The sequence below is a fragment of the Chryseobacterium piperi genome (assembly GCF_002285635.2).
Classification (GTDB): domain Bacteria; phylum Bacteroidota; class Bacteroidia; order Flavobacteriales; family Weeksellaceae; genus Chryseobacterium; species Chryseobacterium piperi.
Genome location: NZ_CP023049.2, coordinates 1,065,108 through 1,083,547 on the forward strand (window position 1 = coordinate 1,065,108; position 18,440 = coordinate 1,083,547).

The following is an 18,440-nucleotide window of genomic DNA, read 5'->3' on the forward strand; positions in this document are numbered from 1 at the left end:
AATAATAAATAAACACAGTCTCAGTTTTGTATATTTGCATGAGCACAGTTGAAATATGAACAAAGAATTTTTATATACCGAAATTACCAATGGACTCGCTTCTCAAATTAGAAACGGCCTCCTGAAGCCGGGAGATAAACTTCCTTCGGTACGAAACCTATGTCATGAGCATCAGATAAGTATGAATACCGCAAAGCGCGTATTCCTCGAATTGGAATCCCAATCTCTGATAGAATCCAAACCACAATCGGGCTATTTTGTGAGCCCGTCACTTTCTGTAAAACTACCCTTACCCGAAATAAGCCGCCCATCTTTAATTGCCAATAACAATGAACCCGATGAACTGATCAGTACGGTGTACGAAAATATGGGAAAAAGTAATCTTACTCTTTTCTCAATCGCGATTCCATCAGGTGATTTGCTTCCTCAGGCCAAACTTAAAAAAGAGATTATCAATGCAACCAGAGAACTTAAATCAGGAGGTGCAGAATATGAAGAGCTTCAGGGAAATTTAAAGTTAAGAAGAATGGTTGCCCAAAGATCATTGTCATGGGGTGGAAACTTTAATGAAAATGATCTGATCACCACAAATGGCGGAATGAATGCTTTGTCTTTTTGCCTAATGGCTTTAGGTAAACCTGGAGATACGATTGCTATAGAAAGCCCTTGCTATCCTGGGATTTTACAGCTGGCTACAGGTTTGGGGCTTAAAGTATTGGAACTTCCCACCCATCCTGCCCATGGAATTGAAATTGAAGCTCTTAAAAAAGCGATTCCAGATATTGATATCTGTTTGTTGATTCCTAATTTTAATACTCCCTTGGGAAGCTGCATGTCCGATGAACATAAAAAAGAAGTCGTAAAACTCCTTGCAGAAAACGGCATTCCCCTTATTGAAGATGATGTATATGGAGATATTTATTTTGGAGCACACCGTCCTAAATGCTGCAAATCTTTTGATAAAGAAGGAAATGTTTTGTACTGCAGTTCTATTTCCAAAACCCTGGCTCCAGGATATCGTGTCGGTTGGATAGCCCCCGGAAAATATAAAGATAAAATATTGAAGCTTAAGTTACTGCATTCCACATCATCGATTTCTATTGTCAATGAAGCTGTCGCTAACTTTTTAAAAACGGGACGGTATGACAAACATCTTCAGCAGCTTCGCAGAACATTACAAAGCAATTATCAGAATTATGTACAAACCATTGTGGAATCCTTTCCCGAAGGAACTAAAATAAGCAGACCTCAGGGCGGACTTTCCCTTTGGATAGAATTTGATAAAACCATACAGACCAGGAAATTGTATGATCTGGCTATTAAACAGGATATAAGTATTGCTCCTGGAAGGATGTTCAGCCTTCAGGATCAGTTTGAGAATTGCATGAGACTTTGTATAGGGCTTCCATGGTCTGAAACTATTCAGGAAAAATTAAAACAGGTAGGAGTTCTTGCTAAAACGATCTAGCGATCGGCTTATTTAATCTACCACAAAGTTTTTCCTGGCCAGCTCTTTTCTTACACGACTCAAGCTTTCAGGGGTAATTCCCAGGTATGAGGCGATCATCCATTGCGGCACTCTTAATAATAAGTCAGGATACATTTTGATGAATTTCAAATATCGTTCTTCAGCAGTTTCTCCCAATAACGAATTGATTCTATCCTGAAGACTTCTTACATGTTTTTGTAAAAGGATATCCCTTCTCTCTGCGCTGTCAGGAAATTGGGCAACCAGCTTATTAAAAAAATCAGGATGTAGAAATAAAATCTCGGAATCTTCTACAGCTTCGATATAATAGACCGATTGTTCGTTGAAGTAAATACTGGTGCGGTCAGAGATTAACCAGTTTTCAGGAGCAAACTGTATGATATGTTCTTTCCCATTTTTATCAATAGAATACATTCTCATCAGTCCTTTTTCTACAAAAAAGACGTATCGGCAGATTTCACCATATTGTAAAAGAAACTGATTTTTAGGAATTTTCTTTACCTCATAGTGCAGACTGCAGCTATTGACTTGCTCCGTGGGAACTTTTAAAATCTCGGCTAAATAGTTATTAATATTTTTCATCGTGTAATTTGAGTTATGGATATATCCTGGTGAGAAGCATGGTTAATTACTTTTCCGTTTTCTATAACAATCAACTGAGGACTTTGGTGATTGACACCAAGATCATCAGCTATTTTATTTGAAATAGATCTGTATGCCAGAAGATCTAAATAGTACAGATCCGTATCTTCATTCAGTCCATTCATTTCTTTCTCAAAATTCCGAAGTACTGTTTTACTGATGAAACAGCTGGTAGAATGTTTGAATATAGCAATTCGTTTATTGTATGAATTTTCAATAGCTTTTGCTAAATCTTCTTCTGACTGTATCTTTTTCCAGAAAGACTTCTGTTCTGATTGTTCTTCTTTACCGCCAAATATTTTATCAAAAAAACTCATACATTAAATTGTTTAAGGTGATGATTGAGGTGTTTGTATTCTAAAAAACCCCAATCTTTTTCAGTCATTGTTCCAAAAAGGCTATGTTTATCAGGTAAATTATGATGGGTATAGCAAACCTGATATTCCTTCATCGTTTTTAAAAGTCCTTCCCTTGCTTCATTAAAGTCACATTCAAAATTAACGATTAGTTTTTTAAAAGTAGGCATATTTCGGGGAATTCCATTGTTAAATGCCTGCATTTCTATCTTAGTAATCGTTCCTATTGCTTCAAAAAGAAGATTAACATGTGGCAGTTTTACTTTTTGTACAGCAACCTGAAGAACCAGGTCACAATGTTTCAGCATCTGTGCCACATCCATTCTCCCCCATTTACGGGTAGAATTTTCTGTGAGCTGAGAGATTCTGCCGATGATTTCCTCAAAATAGACCGGGTTATGTAAACTCTTTTTTACCAACCTTTTTCTTTCTTCAGATTTTCAATATGAGCAAAATGATGATGGCAATGCCATGCGTAGAAAGCAAGATAATATCTTAAATCATAATCCTGGTTATTTTCCGGATGATGAAAAGTTCTTTCGAATTGCTTATTGGTAAGGGTTTTGAGTAGAACATGCCATCTCTGATGAGTTCCTTTGATCATTCTCATGGCTGGTTTCACCGGCATGCTAATACTATCCTGAAGTTCAGCCCATTTGGCTTCATCATAAGGTTTTATGGTAGGATTATCTTCCGTCAAAGCCAATTTAAAACGAATAAAACTGTTGATATGGCTGTCAGCGATATGGTTAATGAGCTGTCTTACCGTCCAACCTCCTTCTCTGTACGGAGTATCTAACTGATCATCTGTAAAGTCTTCAATAAGGTCTTTTAATCTTTCCGGAAAAATCTTAATCACCTTCATGTACTTATCCAACTCGATATCACAAATATAATTAGGTTTTTCAAACTGCCCTATCGGAAATTTCTTTTGTTCTAGAGTACTCATTTTTAATTATCTTGGTTAATATGTTCTTTATTTTTAATTAGGCAATAGAAAATTTTCTACCCTTCCGAAATCCGTTCTAAAATTACTACAAGAAAAGCAACAAAACAATAAGCAGTAAAAGAATGGGAGAAATGTGGTACCTAATATTCGTTTTGTTGGAAAAGAATACAATAAAAAAGCTTCAATTCTATTAAATTGAAGCCATTATTTTTTTAAAATCTACACTTAATAACCATGCAGATTAATCCCTTCTGTTCTTTGTAGAGTTACTTTTTTCCCCATTTTCTTTTGAATTACTCTGAAATGATGCAATTCATCATCCGTCAGGAGACTAATAGCAGTTCCTTTTTCGTTGGCACGCCCGGTTCTACCAATACGGTGAATATAATCCAAAGGCGAACGCGGTAATTCATAATTGATCACACAAGGCAAAGAGTCTATGTGAATACCACGACCAAGTAAGTCTGTAGCAACCAAAATCTGAGCCCCGTTGACTTTAAATTCTTCTAAATTATTTCTACGGGCACCTTGGGATTTCTGACTATGAATCGCGACTGCTTTAATTTTATTTTTTTTAAGCTTTTCAACTAAATTATCGGCAGATTTTGTAGAAGAAACAAAGATTAAAGCTTTTTCAACCTTTTTTTCTTTGATTAAATAACGTAAAAAAGGACCCTTATCTTCCGGAGAAACATGATAGGCCAGTTGCTCAATATGATCAATTTCAACTTCTTCTTTTTTGATTTCAATAATCGTCGGATTTATTGACAACTGTTTCTTCATTTCAGAAACTTTATCATCTAAAGTCGCCGAAAACATTGTTGTCTGTTTCATTACAGGCATTAGAGCGAAAAGCTTGTTCATTTCTTCACCAAAGCCTAATTGAAACATTTTATCTGCTTCATCAATGACCAAGTGTTTAATCTCTGAAATGCTCAGTGCTTTATGATCAATTAAATCTAATAAACGACCGGGCGTTGCAATAAGAACTTCTACCCCAAACATCCCTTTCATTTGTGGGTTAATAGAAACACCACCATAGACAGCCATCGTTCGAATCTCACGCTTTAGATTTTCTGTAAAAGCTCTGAAAACTTCATCAATTTGAATGGCCAATTCTCTTGTAGGAACCAATATTAAAACCTGAATATTACGATCTTTCTTAACCTCTGCATTTTGTAATTTTTCTAAAATGGGCATTACAAAACATGCTGTTTTTCCAGAACCTGTTTGCGCAATTCCCATCAAATCTTTCCCCTCTAAAATAACAGGGATAGCTTGTTCCTGAATGGGAAACGGCTTTAAATAGCCCAGTTTTTTAACAGAATGAATAATATTGTGTGATAATCCTAAAGACTCAAATGACATAGACTATTGATTTGGTGCAAAGATAAGCTATTGATATTTACTTTTCGTCCGAAATACAATTCTGCTGATAATTATCAATTGTATGAGGAAGTTATATTCAAAATAGTAGAATGTTTTTTTCTGATTTTAAATTTTATTGTTGCCGTTTTGTCCGATTATTTGTTTTTGGACAATTTTTTGAATAGTAGTTTTTATAAATTTATCAAAAATTAGAGAAACCCTAATATGAAAAAAGCATTAATAATAGTAGATGTACAGAATGATTTTTGTGAAGGTGGAGCATTAGCTGTTCCGGGAGCCAATGAAATTATTCCTTATATTAATCTTCTGATGGAAGAAAATGAATATGATCAGATTGTTTTAACCCAGGACTGGCATCCGGCGGACCATAAAAGTTTCGCCAGCAACAATGGGAAAAAAGTAGGTGAAAGTATTATTCTTAATGGGGTTCCCCAATTTATGTGGCCTGACCACTGTATCCAGGGAACTTTTGGTGCTGAATTTCATAAAGATCTGAATAGAGACAAGGTAACTCATATTATTCAAAAGGGTAAAAATACAGAGATTGACGCATATAGTGGTTTTCAGGATAACAACCATTTCATGAAAACCGGCCTGGATGATTTCTTAAAATACCATGATATCCAGTTATTGGAAATTGTTGGTCTGGCAATGGACTATTGTGTGAAGTTTACCTGTACAGATGCCGTAGCTAACGGATATGTTACTTGTCTTCATTTCAATGGAACCCGTGCTGTCAATGTAAAACCGGATAACGGAAGGGATGCCATTTATGAGATGCTTCAAAAAGGAGTTACTGTCTTAGGATAGGACCCAAGAAATAATAAAAAGAGGCTGTCCTTTTGAGACAGCCTCTTTATTTTTCTAAATGCTAAATGATTTTCAATAAAAATTAAAAAAGATCTTAAAGCATTTTCAAATTGTTTACTTCTAATTCTGTAAGGATTCTCCAGTGTCCTCTTTTGATGTTTTTCTTGGTAAGACCTGCAAACATAACACGGTCTAAAGCTTCCACCTCATAACCTAATCTTTGGAAAATTCTTCTGATAACACGGTTCCATCCGATGTGGATTTCAATCCCGATTTCAGTTTTAGGTTTTCCTTCAATGTATGAGATCTGATCTACATTAGCTACTCCTTCATCCAAACGAATTCCTTCTGCGATTAATTTCATGTCTTCACCGGTTAATTTCTTATCCAATGTTACATGATAGATCTTTCTCGCTTCAAAAGAAGGGTGAGTCAGCTTTTTAGTCATGTGACCATCATTCGTTAAAAGAATTACACCTGTTGTAGAACGGTCTAATCTTCCAACCGGGAAAACGCGGTAAGGAGAAGCATTCGCTACAAGATCCATTACCGTTTTTCTTGCTTTATCATCTTTTGTTGTAGAAATGTATCCTTTAGGTTTATTCAAAAGAACATATACCGGCTTTTCAGGCGTAATATTTTGTCCGTCGAAAACTACCTTGTCGGTTTTCTCAACCTGGTAACCCATTTCTGTTACTACCTTTCCATTAACTTCCACCAAACCTTGGGTGATCAGTTCATCAGCCTCTCTCCTGCTGCAGATTCCTGAGTTTGCGATATATTTATTAAGACGAATCGTATCCTTATGGACATCCTTTTCTATTTTGTTATATCTTCTTTTCTGTACAAAAGATCTTGCTCTGTCTTCATCTCTTTCATTTCCGCTAGAAGGTCTTCTACCGTACTTTAAACTCCCTCTTTCATATTTATCTCTGCTGTCAAAATCTTTACCTCCTCTTTTCGGAGCAGATTTTCCAAAAGTTTTTCGTTCTCTTCCTTCACTTTGATTAGTGATGAAAGGCTTTCTTTCAGATTTTGAATTTCCCTCATCAGCTTTACCTTCAAAACTGCCTTCGCTCTTTTTGAAAGGTTTTTTATCAAACTTTGAATTGCTGCCTTTATGGTCAAGGTTTCTCTCTCCTGCTTTTGGAAAAGGTTTCTTGAAAGATTTTGATCCTGAAGAATTTCCAGATTTAGAAGCACGAGAATCATCAGAATTTTTTCTTGTTGAAATTCTTGGTCTTTGTGGTTTTCCTGACTTATTATTATCTCTGCTCATTCTAAAAATTTTTGCAAAGATAGTAATTTAGTTACGAGTTAAAAATTAAGAATCATAACTTTGCAATATTGTTTTACAATTAACTATATATAATTCCGGAAATGATAACACTATTAAACGATCAGTTTTCCCAGATCAATGCGTTTTTACATGAAAAATCTTTCAGTAAAATTTTCATCCTGGTTGATGAAAACACACATGAATACTGTCTTCCTACCCTTTTAGGCAATATGGAAACAGATTTAGCCTTTGAAATTTTAGAGATAGAAGCAGGTGAAGAGATGAAAAATATTCAGACGGCGAATCAGCTTTGGGAAATTTTAACCGAAATGCAGGCAGACAGAAAAGCACTGGTCATTAATTTAGGTGGTGGTGTCATCACAGACATGGGTGGTTTTGTTTCCTCTACCTACAAAAGAGGAATCCAGTTCATCAACATACCTACTACCCTTTTATCTATGTGTGATGCTTCTATTGGTGGAAAAACAGGAATTGATCTGATGCATTATAAAAATATGGTGGGAACATTTACTTTTCCGGAACAGATTTTCGTGTATCCTCAATTTTTAGAGACTCTTCCTTTCAAAGAGTTAAGAAGCGGATTTGCAGAAATGCTGAAACATGGCTTAATCGCTGATAAAACACATTGGGAAAACCTGATACAAATCCAGAAGCTTGACGTAGAATCTGTACTTACCCATATTCAAACATCTATGGAAATCAAGCAGGAAGTGGTGAATCAGGATTTCCATGAAAAGAATATCAGAAAAACACTGAATTTCGGACATACTATTGGACATGCCATAGAAAGCTCTTGTCTGGAGCAGGGAAATCCTGTTTTACATGGTGAGGCTGTTGCTGCGGGAATGATTTGTGAAACTCACCTTTCTCATCTGGAAGGTCTTTTATCCAAAGAAGATGCAGAGATCATTATCAGTAACATTCAGAGATACTATCCTTATTTGGATATCAGCGATTTTACAGATGAACACCTGTGTGCATTATTATTAAATGATAAAAAGAACACTGAAAAGAAGATTAACTTCTCTTTACTATCCGGAATAGGAGCTTGTGTATTTGATCATGAATGCAACCAAAAAAACATTGAAAAATCATTACACTTTTACAGAAAATTAAATGATGCTTAATCTTACATACAGAATGAGTACATCATAAAAAATGAACCTGTTTTTAAAGTGATACACAACCTCACTTTAAAACAGGCTCATTTACTATTTTATATTAATTGACTTTTTCTAATGCTTTCAATCGTTTCTCAAAATACTCTAAAGTATTTTGCATTTCTGTTTGAGCTTTCTTTAATCTTTCATTTTCTTTCTCAAGAACTTTGATCTTATCAGCCATTGCCTGACTGGCAGAAACATTAAGCATTGACAGCGCATCATAATCTACAGTTCTTACATCAGAAACTTCAGTACCGTAAACAAAGACTTTTCCTTTTAATATTCTTCCTTTCATATCTACTGTAATAGAATGAGGAGTTATTTTTTGTATCCCAAGAATTATTTCTCCGGATTCATCATATACTTTTAATTGCTGATCTTTTTCATCAATAGCAATAGGTTTTTCAAATGTAAAAGTAGATCCGTTTTGTTTGGATAGCTGATAAACATTAGGGATGAAAACTTTTGTTCCGTTTTTACTTACCGCTTGAGGATAAACGGATTCTACTTCCTGTGCAATTACTTTTTTAAACTCTTGTTTTCCATATACGGCTTCATCTTTCATCACATAATCTGTAATTGCAATTTTTCTCAATATTTCCAGATCTTTCGCACGGTCGGACCTTCCTTTGATATTTTTAATTCTCTGATCAGAAAAAAGTGAGGTTTGGGTTACACTAAGTTTTCCTACAGAAATAATATTCCCTTCCGTATATAAAGAAGTATTCGTATTAAAACCACCTATGTCGTTAGTATAATTAGCATAGGTTGCAGGAGTTCCGCCTGCTGTACCTGCATCCGGATTAATACCGTAATACGTAAGACTGGTAACTGCCAATGGCCACGAAGAAGTTTTTAAACGAATATCCAATGGAAACTTTGGGGTGTCTGTTCCGACTCCTATATTGCCATTCTGATCGATATTAATCCTTTTGTTTCCATCTCCGTCAGCAATAATAACCGTATTTGAGAGGGCCGCGGGTAATCCAATGATATTAGCTCCGATAATGGTGTTTGATTTACCGCTTATAATGCCCATACCAGCCTGATATCCTATTAAGGTATTATTCCCTAAATTTCCTGATGAATTGACATTATAACCCGCCCGGGTTCCAATAGCTACATTACCTCTCCCTGCAACTGTAGAACGAAGCGCATCACTACCTATTCCGACATTTCCATCGCCACTAATCAGTTCACGAAGCGTGCTGGCACCGATTCCTACATTTCCTATGGTGCTTTTTGCCGAATATATTGAAAAATAACCATTCGCGACATTATTGTTTCCATCCACATTAGAATATAACGCCCGGTAACCGTAGCCTGTGTTTTGTATTCCGGATTTATTATTGCTCAGAACTTCGGTTCCAATAGCGGTATTCATACTTCCTGTCGTATTCGAAATCAGATTTCCAGCACCTACGGCTGTATTATTGATTCCGGTTGTGTTGGTTGCAAGGCTGTTGACTCCAAATATAGTATTGGTTGTATTTAATACCCCAGATACAATATTATTACGCTTAAAGATCACATCTACATTATCTGTAGTTCCTATAAAATTGGTTCCATTGACCATTCCGGAATTTCCGGTAAGGCTCCATCCTGTCATTACTATAGGAGTAAGGTCATCTAACACTTTAGCCCATCGGGCCGCTGTTCCACTCCAATAATAATATCCAGGGACCATCCCATTACCTATTGTTGTATTGTAGACTATTAATGAATTGGAGGAATTGGGTATTGTAGTCATATCTGAGTTCCCACTTAACGAAACTCTAGGGATTAAAAGTCCTTTATTGTTGCTTACCATTTCCATAATAGAAGATGGATGGGGTTTTGTGGTATTGATTCCTATTTGCGCCTGAAGGTTATTTTCAAGAGCAAAGGCAAGCATTAGTACCATGCATTTTTTCATAGCTTAGATCATGTTAATGAATCCTTACAAAACGATTATGCTTTATAAGTTTAAATTCGAGTTATACTTTTAATGGTTTATCAGTTAAATATTTTTTTCTTTCGTGTGTTGTGATAGTGTTAAATACAGCAAATTTAATGAAGTGCCGAAAAATAAGCCTATAGAATTAATTCTTATCTCTCTATTAACAAATTATGATGACATTTATTTTTAAAACAGTGGGGAATAACTAAAAAAGTTGTTTCAAATAATGTAAATTTTTCTTGATACAAAGCCTTTTGCTTCTATTGCATTCATATAAATGAAAAATTAAGCGCAATTTAAATTATGTTAAACAAACATTTGTTTATATGTAAAAAATATTGATTATCAGCACATTAAGTAGAGTGGAAATGACATTTTAGTGACTTTCAACCACCTGACTTTTATCATATTTTAGTTTTTGGCATTCAATTTGAAAGATACTCTGCGTCTAACGAAAGTTGACAGTAGTAAAATTTAAAATTATAAATAGTAAAATATTAAAAAATTAAAGTTATGAAAAAGTTAATTTTGGGATTAGCAGTAACTGCAAGTTCATTAGCATTTGCTCAGCAAACAACTTCATCTTCTAATCCAGTTACATTTGGTATCAAAGGAGGTATGAACGTTTCATCTCTTTCTAAAGGAGCTGACTTGAGCGATTCTAAATCCAAAATCGGTTTTAATGCAGGTGTTTTCGCAAACATCCCTGTTGCTAGCTCATTCAGCATTCAGCCGGAGGTTCTTTATAACGACTTAGGTTCTAAAGTAACCAGAGAGTATAATGTACTTGGAAATACTTACAGAGATGAATCTTCAAGAAATTTAGGATATATCGCAGTACCGGTAATGTTCCAGTATAACGCAACTCCTGAATTTTTCTTAGAAGCAGGACCTGAATTTGGATTCTTGGTTAGCGCTAATGATAAATTTAAGAGTTCTACAAACAATAATACAAGCACAAGAGTACAGAGCCTTAACAAGGATAACTTCAGTACGTTCAATTTCGGGATCGGTCTTGGTGCAGGATATTATTTCACTCCAAACTTAGGAATTACAGCAAGATATACAGCTGGTTTAACAGATGTATACAAAAATAATAATGGAAGTGCAGTAAGAAACAATGTATTCCAGGTAGGTTTAGCTTATAAATTTAAATAAGCATAAAACACATTCACATAACAAATTTTAATTTCAGTAAAATGTCTAGATTTAAATTATTAAGTCTAGACATTTTTTTGTTTAAATGTTTCTTACTTCTATTTTAAACAGGCCTTTCATCCGGGGTTTCATTTTAGTTTTTGGCATTTAATTTGAAGGACATTCCGCGTCAAGCAACTTGACAATATTAAATTAAAAAAACATAAATTGATGAAAAAATTAATTTTAGGATTCGCGGTAACCGTCGGTTCACTAGCATTCGCTCAACAAACCACTCCACCTTCTAGTAATCCAGTTACATTTGGTATCAAAGGGGGGCTGAACGTTTCAACACTTTCAAAGGGAGCAGATCTTAACGATTCTAAATCCAAGACTAGTTTTAACGCAGGTGTTTTTGCAAACATCCCTGTTGCTAGCTCATTCAGTGTTCAACCTGAGGTTATTTACAATGCTCTAGGTTCAAAAGTTGTAAGGGAATATAATATCCAGGGAAACAGATATGTAGAGGCATCTTCAAGAAATTTAGGATATATCGCAGTACCGGTAATGTTCCAGTACAATGCCACTCCCGAATTCTTTATTGAAGCCGGTCCTGAATTTGGATTCCTGGTGAGCGCTAGGGATAAAGTAGAAAGCTCTACCAATAATAATACCATTACAAGAGTTAACGGTCTTAACAAAAATGATTTTAATACTTTCAATTTTGGAATCGGTCTTGGTGCAGGATATTATTTCACTAAAAATTTAGGAGTTACCGCAAGATATACGGCTGGTTTAACAAATGTTGTAAAAAACAGACCTAGTGGTTCAGATGGAGTAAGAAACAATGTGTTCCAGGTAGGTTTAGCATTTAAATTTAAATAAGCGTAAGTAATACATTCAGATAACAAGTTTTAATTTCAATCAATGGTTAGATTTCATAGTTAAATCTAACCATTTTTCTTTCTACCCTATTACTTCAATACTTTCCGATTAAAAGTTCTGTATGCCTAGTTTGTTTTAAAACTAAATTCATAAGCTATGAAAAAATGAGTATAATAGTATGATCGCATTTTAACCTTTAGAACGACTATTTTAGATTTAACCTAAATCATTGTTATTTATTTTTTATAAAATTAACATAATTTGGCAAGAATTTTGCATAAAAACAGTTGAAATTTCAAAACAATTTTAACTATGAAAAAATTATTATTAGGGTTAGCAGTCGTTGTAAGTTCATTGACATTTGCCCAGACGTTTGGAGTAAAGGCAGGTCTGAATATTTCCAGCATTTCAGGTGATGATACGAAATCAAAAGCCGGATTTTATGGAGGATTATTGATGAACGTTCCTGTTGCATCAAGTTTCAGTATTCAGCCTGAAGTTTTATATAATGGTATGGGAGCAAAAGCTGATGGAAATAATGATCTTAAAATCAATTTAAGTTACATTTCAGTACCGGTAATGTTTCAATACAACGCTACTCCGGAGTTTTATCTTGAAGCAGGGCCCCAGTTCAGCTTTCTGATCGATTCTAAATTTAAAAACAACTCTGCATCAGCAGACGCCAAGGATTTTATCAAAGGTTTTGATTTTGGTATCGGTCTTGGTGCAGGATATTTCTTTACAAAGAATATCGGAGTTAACGCAAGATATGTAGCTGGTGTAACAGATATTTCTAAAAAAGTAAATGGTATACAACCTGACGGTAAAAACAATGTATTCCAAATTGGATTGGCTTATAAGTTTAAATAATCAATTCATAACAAATAGTAAAGGTTAGATTTTACAAAGTCTAGCCTTTTTTTATGCTGTTTGATCATCATTTTGAAACTTATTACCACTCTACTTCTTTCTTATTTTCTTTATTTTTTTTAACAAGATGAAAAATATACCATGCATTAAATAAGGAAAAATAGTGACAAATTAGGGATTGGCATGACCATCTTTGTCTTGATTTAAGATCTTTTATAATAAAATCTGACAAAAACCGTGACTAATACAAATGAACTCAGAAAAAAGCTGTTATTTTTTTTAATTAAAAATTAACATAAAAAATAAAGCAATACATTACAATCGTTTAATATAATTCAACATAAGTTGAATATTTCTGTTTCTTTTTAATTTTCGCCCTATAATTTATCTTTTTGCAAATCATGGCATTAAAGGTTTGGCAAGCATTTTGCAAAATAAAACAAGTCTGAGTGAAAACTCGGATAAACAAAAGACTAAATAGTAAAATTAAAAAATAAAATTATGAATAAGTTATTTCTAGGACTAGCGATAGTTGCTGGTTCATTAGCTTTCGCTCAAGAAACACAAACGACACAGACTACTACTATTACTACTGTGACTACTGTTAATAAGGACAAAGATCCTGTTAGATTCGGTATTAAAGGTGGTGCTAACTCCGCTTACTTCAGCTCACAAAAGCTAAGTATCAACAACCAACAATTAGGATTCCACGCGGGTGCTTTTGTTAACATTCCGCTTTCTAAGGAAATTAGCTTACAACCAGAAGTAATGTTTAATCAGTTAGGAGCTAAAAGTGTACTTTCTGATGTGACAACACCAGATGGAGTGACTAGGACTCAACGTGACTACAGAACAACATTGAACTATATTTCAGTACCATTAATGGTGCAGTTCAAGCCAGCTGATAATTTCTATGTAGAAGCAGGTCCTGAGTTCAGTTATTTTGTTAGTGGAAAAAACAAAGGAGAAACTACGGTTACTACTACCACTGATAATATGACAACTACACAAAGATCTTCAGTTTCTGAAACCATCAACAAAGACAATATCAACAGATTCAACTTTGGTTTAGGATTAGGTCTTGGTTACTACTTTACACATAACTTAGGTATTAACGCAAGATATGTAAACAGCTTAACAAAAATTGATAAAAGTGTTCCTGCAGCGCTAAATAACAACAGAGTGTTCCAATTAGGATTGAATTATAAATTTTAATAATCACTAACCAATTTTTTAACCATAAATGCATCTTTTTGCATTGTAAAATGGCTGGGAGAATTTCTTCCAGCCATTTTTATTGAGTTGACAAACCTATTTAAATATTCTGGGGTCATCACTAATCACTCCATCAATTCCCATAATCCTAAGCTCCTGTAACCTTTCCTTGGTATTCACGGTCCATGGTATCACTTTCATGCCCAATTGGTGGCATTCTTGTACCAATTCAGGAGTGACAAGAGATTGATCAGGGCTATAGATAGTCGGAACAAAACTTAAAAACTTCATATCACCGGGTATCCCATTAAGATGGTCCGGATACAATTTAAACTTCTCTAAAGGTATATTTTTGAAATAGCTCCTTTGCTGTGCCAGCTTTTTATCATCTACTTTCTCTACCAGTAAAGCAGTCATTACCTTTGGGTATTCTTTGTGAATGATTTCCAACGTTCTCGGATCAAAAGATTGAATAATAACCCGATCCTGAATTCCTTTTGCTACGATAATCTTCATCATAAGAGCTACAAATTCTTTCGGTTCCGGATGAAAGATGTTATCTGAGAAAGGACGTGTTTTAGTTTCTATATTATAGAAAGGTAAAGGTCTTTTCAACTCACGGGAATAAGCTTCACAAGCATCTATTACGTCTTCAAAAAGAGGCTTCTGTACTTTCATTTTCTTTTGATCAGGATAATTATTAAGCGCTTTTAAACCTACATCAAACGTCTGAATTTTCGCATAAGGCATCTCATAAATTTTGTAATAAAACCCCGAGTCTCTGGGAATATAAGTTCCATCAGGCTTTGTGACCAATTCAGGTGAAAGAAAAGAGTCATGTGAAAGAATGACCTGCTTATCTTTTGTTATCGCCAAATCCATTTCAAGGGTGGTGACGCCCATTTTTAGAGCATTTTTCATTGCCGGAATGGTATTCTCAGGATATAGAGATTTACCTCCCCGATGTGCCTGTTTGTCAAAAGACTGAGCGGAACACAACTGAACAAATGCAATAAAAATACTTGTAAAAAATATACCTTTCATATTCTGAAGTTTAATTTCACGAAATTAAAACTTACCTGAATATTATATAATACAGCAATATTAAGCTTTTAATACATTTTCATAAAATGCCATTATTCGTAAGTGAAAACTCAGAAGAGCAAAAAATAGAAAAGGGTCAGATTATAATAACCTGACCCTTTTACTTGTATATGGTAAATACTATTAATTAAATAGTTCTACTTCTTCTCCTTTAGCCACAGGATATTTTTCTGTAAAACATCCGAAGCAATGATCAGAAGATCCTAAAATCTCTTTAAGGTTATCTGTACTTAAGAATTCTAAAGAATTTACTCCCAGGTAATCTCTAAGCTGATCCGTTGTCATATTAGCTGAAATCAGATCATCTTTTGAAGGAGTGTCAATTCCAAGATAACATGGAGCAATAATAGGTGGGGAAACACTTCTGAAGTGAATTTCTTTTACTCCTGCATCTTTTAAAATCTTAACCAATCTTTTAGAAGTAGTACCACGAACGATGGAATCATCTATGATCACTACCCTTTTTCCTTTAATTTCAGAAATGATAGGATTGAGTTTCAGATTAACGATCCTTTCTCTCATCTCCTGTGTCGGAACAATAAAACTTCTTCCAATGTATCTGTTCTTAATTAAAACAGGACGGAATGGTATTCCTGACGCTTTTGAGAAGCCAATAGCAGCCGGTACTCCGGAATCAGGAACACCAATGACAATATCAGCATCTACAGGAGCCTGTTCCCATATTTTCTCTCCTGACTTTTCTCTGATCTCATACACATTGATGTTTTCCAGCGTAGAGTCGGGTCTTGCAAAGTAGATATATTCGAAAGAACAAATTCTTTGTCTGCCCTTATCATTAACCATATAAGAATGTAATCCGGTTTCATTTTCGTTGGTATAAACGATTTCTCCCGGTAAAATATCTCTTACGTACTGTGCACCCACCGCATCTAATGCTACGGATTCGGAAGCAACAACATAGGTCTTTTCATCAATAGCTCCTAAAACCAAAGGACGGATTCCATTGAAATCCCTGAAGGCAAAAAATTTATTTCTGGTCATTCCTACGACGGAATAAGCCCCTTCGATCTTTTCCATAGTTGCTTTAATTGCTCCTCTTAAGCCTAAATCAAGATTTTTTTGAATTAATCTTAAAATAACTTCAGAATCTGAAGTTGCTCTGAACACTACCCCTTCTGCTTCCAGCTCAGCTTTGAGCTCTTTAGCATTAGTCAGGTTACCGTTATGTGCAATTGAAAGTATAATCTGGTCATATTCGTTTTTCGCGAAAAATGGCTGAAAATTATATTTCTTCTTGTCTCCTGCAGTCGTATAGCGGGTATGCCCGATTGCAGAATTTCCCATAAAAGCTTCAGGATCTTGAATATCTTTATAAACGTCTAATACCAAACCTTCATCTTTCAGGTTGTTGATCTTTCCGTTTTTCAGAACAGAAATACCACAAGCTTCCTGACCTCTGTGCTGTAAAGCAAAAAGCCCGAACTGAGAAAGAGAAAAGGTATCTAAATCATTATCAGAATACAATCCGAAAATTCCACACTCCTCATTAGGAGCATCCAATCTCTCTTCTTCCTGTGTTCTGAAAAGATTCCTACCATAAGGATGGTCTTTAAACTGTTTTAAATATTCACTTTTATGAATGTCTAAACTTTCCATTTTTTCTAAATATTAGAAGTTAGATCTCAGAATATTGTCTAAGTTAACTTCAAATTATAATTTTAAACTTTTCTTTAATGAATAAACCCTTTCCAGTGCATATGCATCTGGTGTTTAACTTCTGAATTATTTACCTAATAAGGTTTTCAGTCTGTTATAAATTTCAACGTATGCTTCAGTTACTTCTCCTAAATCTCTACGGAAACGGTCTTTATCCAATTTTTTCATGGTATCTTTATCCCATAGTCTGCAAGTATCCGGAGAAATTTCATCTGCCAGGATGATCTCGCCATCTGAGGTCTTACCTAATTCAATTTTGAAATCCACCAAAATAATATTCATCTTATCAAAAAGATCAATCAGAATTTCGTTGATGTCTGAAGTTAATTCATACATTTCATCAAGTTCTTCATAAGTAGCAGCACCTAAGAAAACAGCATGATGATCGTTGATTAGAGGATCTCCTAATTCATCTTTTTTATAGCAGATATCAAAAATAGTTACCGGAGATTTAATTCCTTCTTCTACTCCTAATCTTTGTGCCATACTTCCTGCAGAATAGTTTCTTACCACCATTTCCAAAGGAATAATAGACACTTTTTTTACCAATTGTTCTCTTTCGTCCAATTGTTTAATGAAATGAGTTTTAATCCCTTTTTCGTTTAAATACTCAAAAATTAAGGTTGTAATGGCATTGTTCATTTCGCCTTTCAAATCAACCTGTCCTCTTTTCTGAGCATTAAACGCTGTAGCATCGTCTTTAAAACGTACGACTACCTGGTCAGGATTATCGGTAGCAAACACTTGTTTAGCCTTACCTTCGTACAACATTTCTTTCTTTTCCATTTTCTAAATTGTCTTTATAGTTAGATTTATAATTATTGTATCAAAATTCCCGTTAAAACAGCCATTCCAAAACTTAAAAGTGTACCGACAAGTACATACTCCGTTAACTTTCTTTGTTTGGCCTGAGCCAGATCGCTGAATCTGAAAACAGATTTTGCAGCTACCATAAAACCTACGCCTTCCCAGTGATTCACTAAAATAAAAATGAATACCAGCAGACGTTCCAAAATTCCTATATATTTTCCGGCACTCGTTAAAGATTCGGTTTGTATATTATTTTGTACTTCAGCAACCGGAGTCCATGAAGACAACAATGTTTTAATAATAATAGATGAAGGTGTGGTCAGAAACAGAACAGCCATCAATATTTTCAGAAACTCCTGATCGTTAAAAATACCCAGATCAAACTCTTTAAAGTATAGTGAAATACCAGCGATAACAGCTACATGAAGAAACTGATCTATAAAAAACCATCTTTTTTTAGTTTTAATATTCTGAAAGCTAAGCTTACATACATCAATAATATAGTGAGACACCCCTACCAAGGCTGCAATCCACCACAGTTTTACATCCCAAAGGAAAATAAAAGCTAAAGCAGTATGAATGAGAATGTGAAAGTAAAGGTATTTGCTTTTCAGTTTACGATTTTCCTTATCAGCAACCCATGCATTTGGCTGAAGAAGAAAATCTCCGAGTAAATGTGCCAATATGAGCTTAGTGAAAATCATC

General features: G+C 34.7%; 18 protein-coding genes. 7 read left to right on the forward strand and 11 right to left on the reverse strand.

What is annotated here, in order from left to right:
* The first annotated feature begins 55 nt into the window (after positions 1-55).
* A complete protein-coding gene (locus CJF12_RS04665) occupies positions 56-1,468 on the forward strand; it encodes an aminotransferase-like domain-containing protein (RefSeq protein ID WP_034686307.1) in 1,413 nt (470 codons plus the stop codon).
* Between the two features lie 12 nt (positions 1,469-1,480).
* On the opposite strand, the gene CJF12_RS04670 is transcribed toward CJF12_RS04665, so the two are convergent.
* From CJF12_RS04670 to CJF12_RS04690, 5 genes are all read right to left on the reverse strand, one after another.
* Positions 1,481-2,071, reverse strand: a complete 591-nt coding sequence (locus tag CJF12_RS04670; RefSeq protein ID WP_034686309.1) for a Crp/Fnr family transcriptional regulator — start codon at positions 2,069-2,071, stop codon at positions 1,481-1,483.
* Positions 2,068-2,448 carry a bacillithiol system redox-active protein YtxJ gene (ytxJ, locus tag CJF12_RS04675; RefSeq protein WP_034686311.1) on the reverse strand — a complete coding sequence of 127 codons (381 nt, stop codon included), beginning with the start codon at positions 2,446-2,448 and terminating at the stop codon, positions 2,068-2,070. The genes CJF12_RS04670 and ytxJ overlap by 4 nt, the downstream gene beginning before the upstream one ends.
* Positions 2,445-2,906 (reverse strand): DUF1569 domain-containing protein, encoded by a 462-nt coding sequence (locus CJF12_RS04680; protein ID WP_228379107.1) that lies wholly within the window; start codon positions 2,904-2,906, stop codon positions 2,445-2,447. The genes ytxJ and CJF12_RS04680 overlap by 4 nt, the downstream gene beginning before the upstream one ends.
* Positions 2,900-3,436, reverse strand: coding sequence for a YfiT family bacillithiol transferase (locus CJF12_RS04685; protein WP_034686312.1), 537 nt, complete (start codon positions 3,434-3,436; stop codon positions 2,900-2,902). The genes CJF12_RS04680 and CJF12_RS04685 overlap by 7 nt, the downstream gene beginning before the upstream one ends.
* A gap of 225 nt (positions 3,437-3,661) precedes the next feature.
* Entirely contained in the window at positions 3,662-4,804 is a 1,143-nt protein-coding gene (locus CJF12_RS04690; RefSeq protein ID WP_034686314.1) for a DEAD/DEAH box helicase, read from the reverse strand.
* A 225-nt stretch (positions 4,805-5,029) separates the two neighbouring features.
* Here CJF12_RS04690 and pncA point away from each other — a divergent pair, with 225 nt between their 5' ends.
* Positions 5,030-5,635, forward strand: a complete 606-nt coding sequence (pncA, locus tag CJF12_RS04695) for a bifunctional nicotinamidase/pyrazinamidase (RefSeq protein ID WP_034686316.1) — start codon at positions 5,030-5,032, stop codon at positions 5,633-5,635.
* Positions 5,636-5,729: 94 nt separating this feature from the next.
* On the opposite strand, the gene CJF12_RS04700 is transcribed toward pncA, so the two are convergent.
* Entirely contained in the window at positions 5,730-6,650 is a 921-nt protein-coding gene (locus CJF12_RS04700; protein WP_034686365.1) for a pseudouridine synthase, read from the reverse strand.
* Positions 6,651-7,015: 365 nt separating this feature from the next.
* Between CJF12_RS04700 and aroB the strand changes: the two genes are divergently transcribed.
* Positions 7,016-8,062 carry a 3-dehydroquinate synthase gene (gene aroB, locus CJF12_RS04705; protein ID WP_034686318.1) on the forward strand — a complete coding sequence of 349 codons (1,047 nt, stop codon included), beginning with the start codon at positions 7,016-7,018 and terminating at the stop codon, positions 8,060-8,062.
* Between the two features lie 94 nt (positions 8,063-8,156).
* Here aroB and CJF12_RS04710 read toward each other — a convergent pair whose 3' ends face one another.
* Positions 8,157-10,013, reverse strand: coding sequence for a tail fiber domain-containing protein (locus tag CJF12_RS04710; RefSeq protein ID WP_034686320.1), 1,857 nt, complete (start codon positions 10,011-10,013; stop codon positions 8,157-8,159).
* Positions 10,014-10,550: 537 nt separating this feature from the next.
* Here CJF12_RS04710 and CJF12_RS04715 point away from each other — a divergent pair.
* The 4 genes from CJF12_RS04715 (at position 10,551) to CJF12_RS04730 (ending at position 14,144) form a co-directional block, all read left to right on the forward strand.
* Positions 10,551-11,195, forward strand: a complete 645-nt coding sequence (locus CJF12_RS04715) for a porin family protein (protein WP_034686322.1) — start codon at positions 10,551-10,553, stop codon at positions 11,193-11,195.
* Positions 11,196-11,405: 210 nt separating this feature from the next.
* Positions 11,406-12,059, forward strand: coding sequence for a porin family protein (locus CJF12_RS04720; protein ID WP_034686323.1), 654 nt, complete (start codon positions 11,406-11,408; stop codon positions 12,057-12,059).
* A gap of 312 nt (positions 12,060-12,371) precedes the next feature.
* Positions 12,372-12,929, forward strand: coding sequence for a porin family protein (locus tag CJF12_RS04725; protein WP_034686324.1), 558 nt, complete (start codon positions 12,372-12,374; stop codon positions 12,927-12,929).
* Between the two features lie 501 nt (positions 12,930-13,430).
* Positions 13,431-14,144: a porin family protein gene (locus CJF12_RS04730; RefSeq protein WP_034686325.1), complete on the forward strand. Its 714-nt coding sequence runs from the start codon at positions 13,431-13,433 to the stop codon at positions 14,142-14,144.
* A 96-nt stretch (positions 14,145-14,240) separates the two neighbouring features.
* On the opposite strand, the gene CJF12_RS04735 is transcribed toward CJF12_RS04730, so the two are convergent.
* The 4 genes from CJF12_RS04735 to CJF12_RS04750 form a co-directional block, all read right to left on the reverse strand.
* Entirely contained in the window at positions 14,241-15,188 is a 948-nt protein-coding gene (locus CJF12_RS04735) for a glycerophosphodiester phosphodiesterase family protein (protein WP_034686326.1), read from the reverse strand.
* A gap of 183 nt (positions 15,189-15,371) precedes the next feature.
* Positions 15,372-16,865 carry an amidophosphoribosyltransferase gene (gene purF, locus CJF12_RS04740; RefSeq protein WP_034686327.1) on the reverse strand — a complete coding sequence of 498 codons (1,494 nt, stop codon included), beginning with the start codon at positions 16,863-16,865 and terminating at the stop codon, positions 15,372-15,374.
* Between the two features lie 126 nt (positions 16,866-16,991).
* Complete coding sequence (gene purC / locus CJF12_RS04745; RefSeq protein ID WP_034686328.1) at positions 16,992-17,711, reverse strand: phosphoribosylaminoimidazolesuccinocarboxamide synthase; 720 nt, start codon at positions 17,709-17,711, stop codon at positions 16,992-16,994.
* 32 nt (positions 17,712-17,743) lie between these two features.
* Positions 17,744-18,439 carry a DUF3307 domain-containing protein gene (locus tag CJF12_RS04750; protein WP_034686329.1) on the reverse strand — a complete coding sequence of 232 codons (696 nt, stop codon included), beginning with the start codon at positions 18,437-18,439 and terminating at the stop codon, positions 17,744-17,746.
* Position 18,440: the final 1 nt, after the last annotated feature.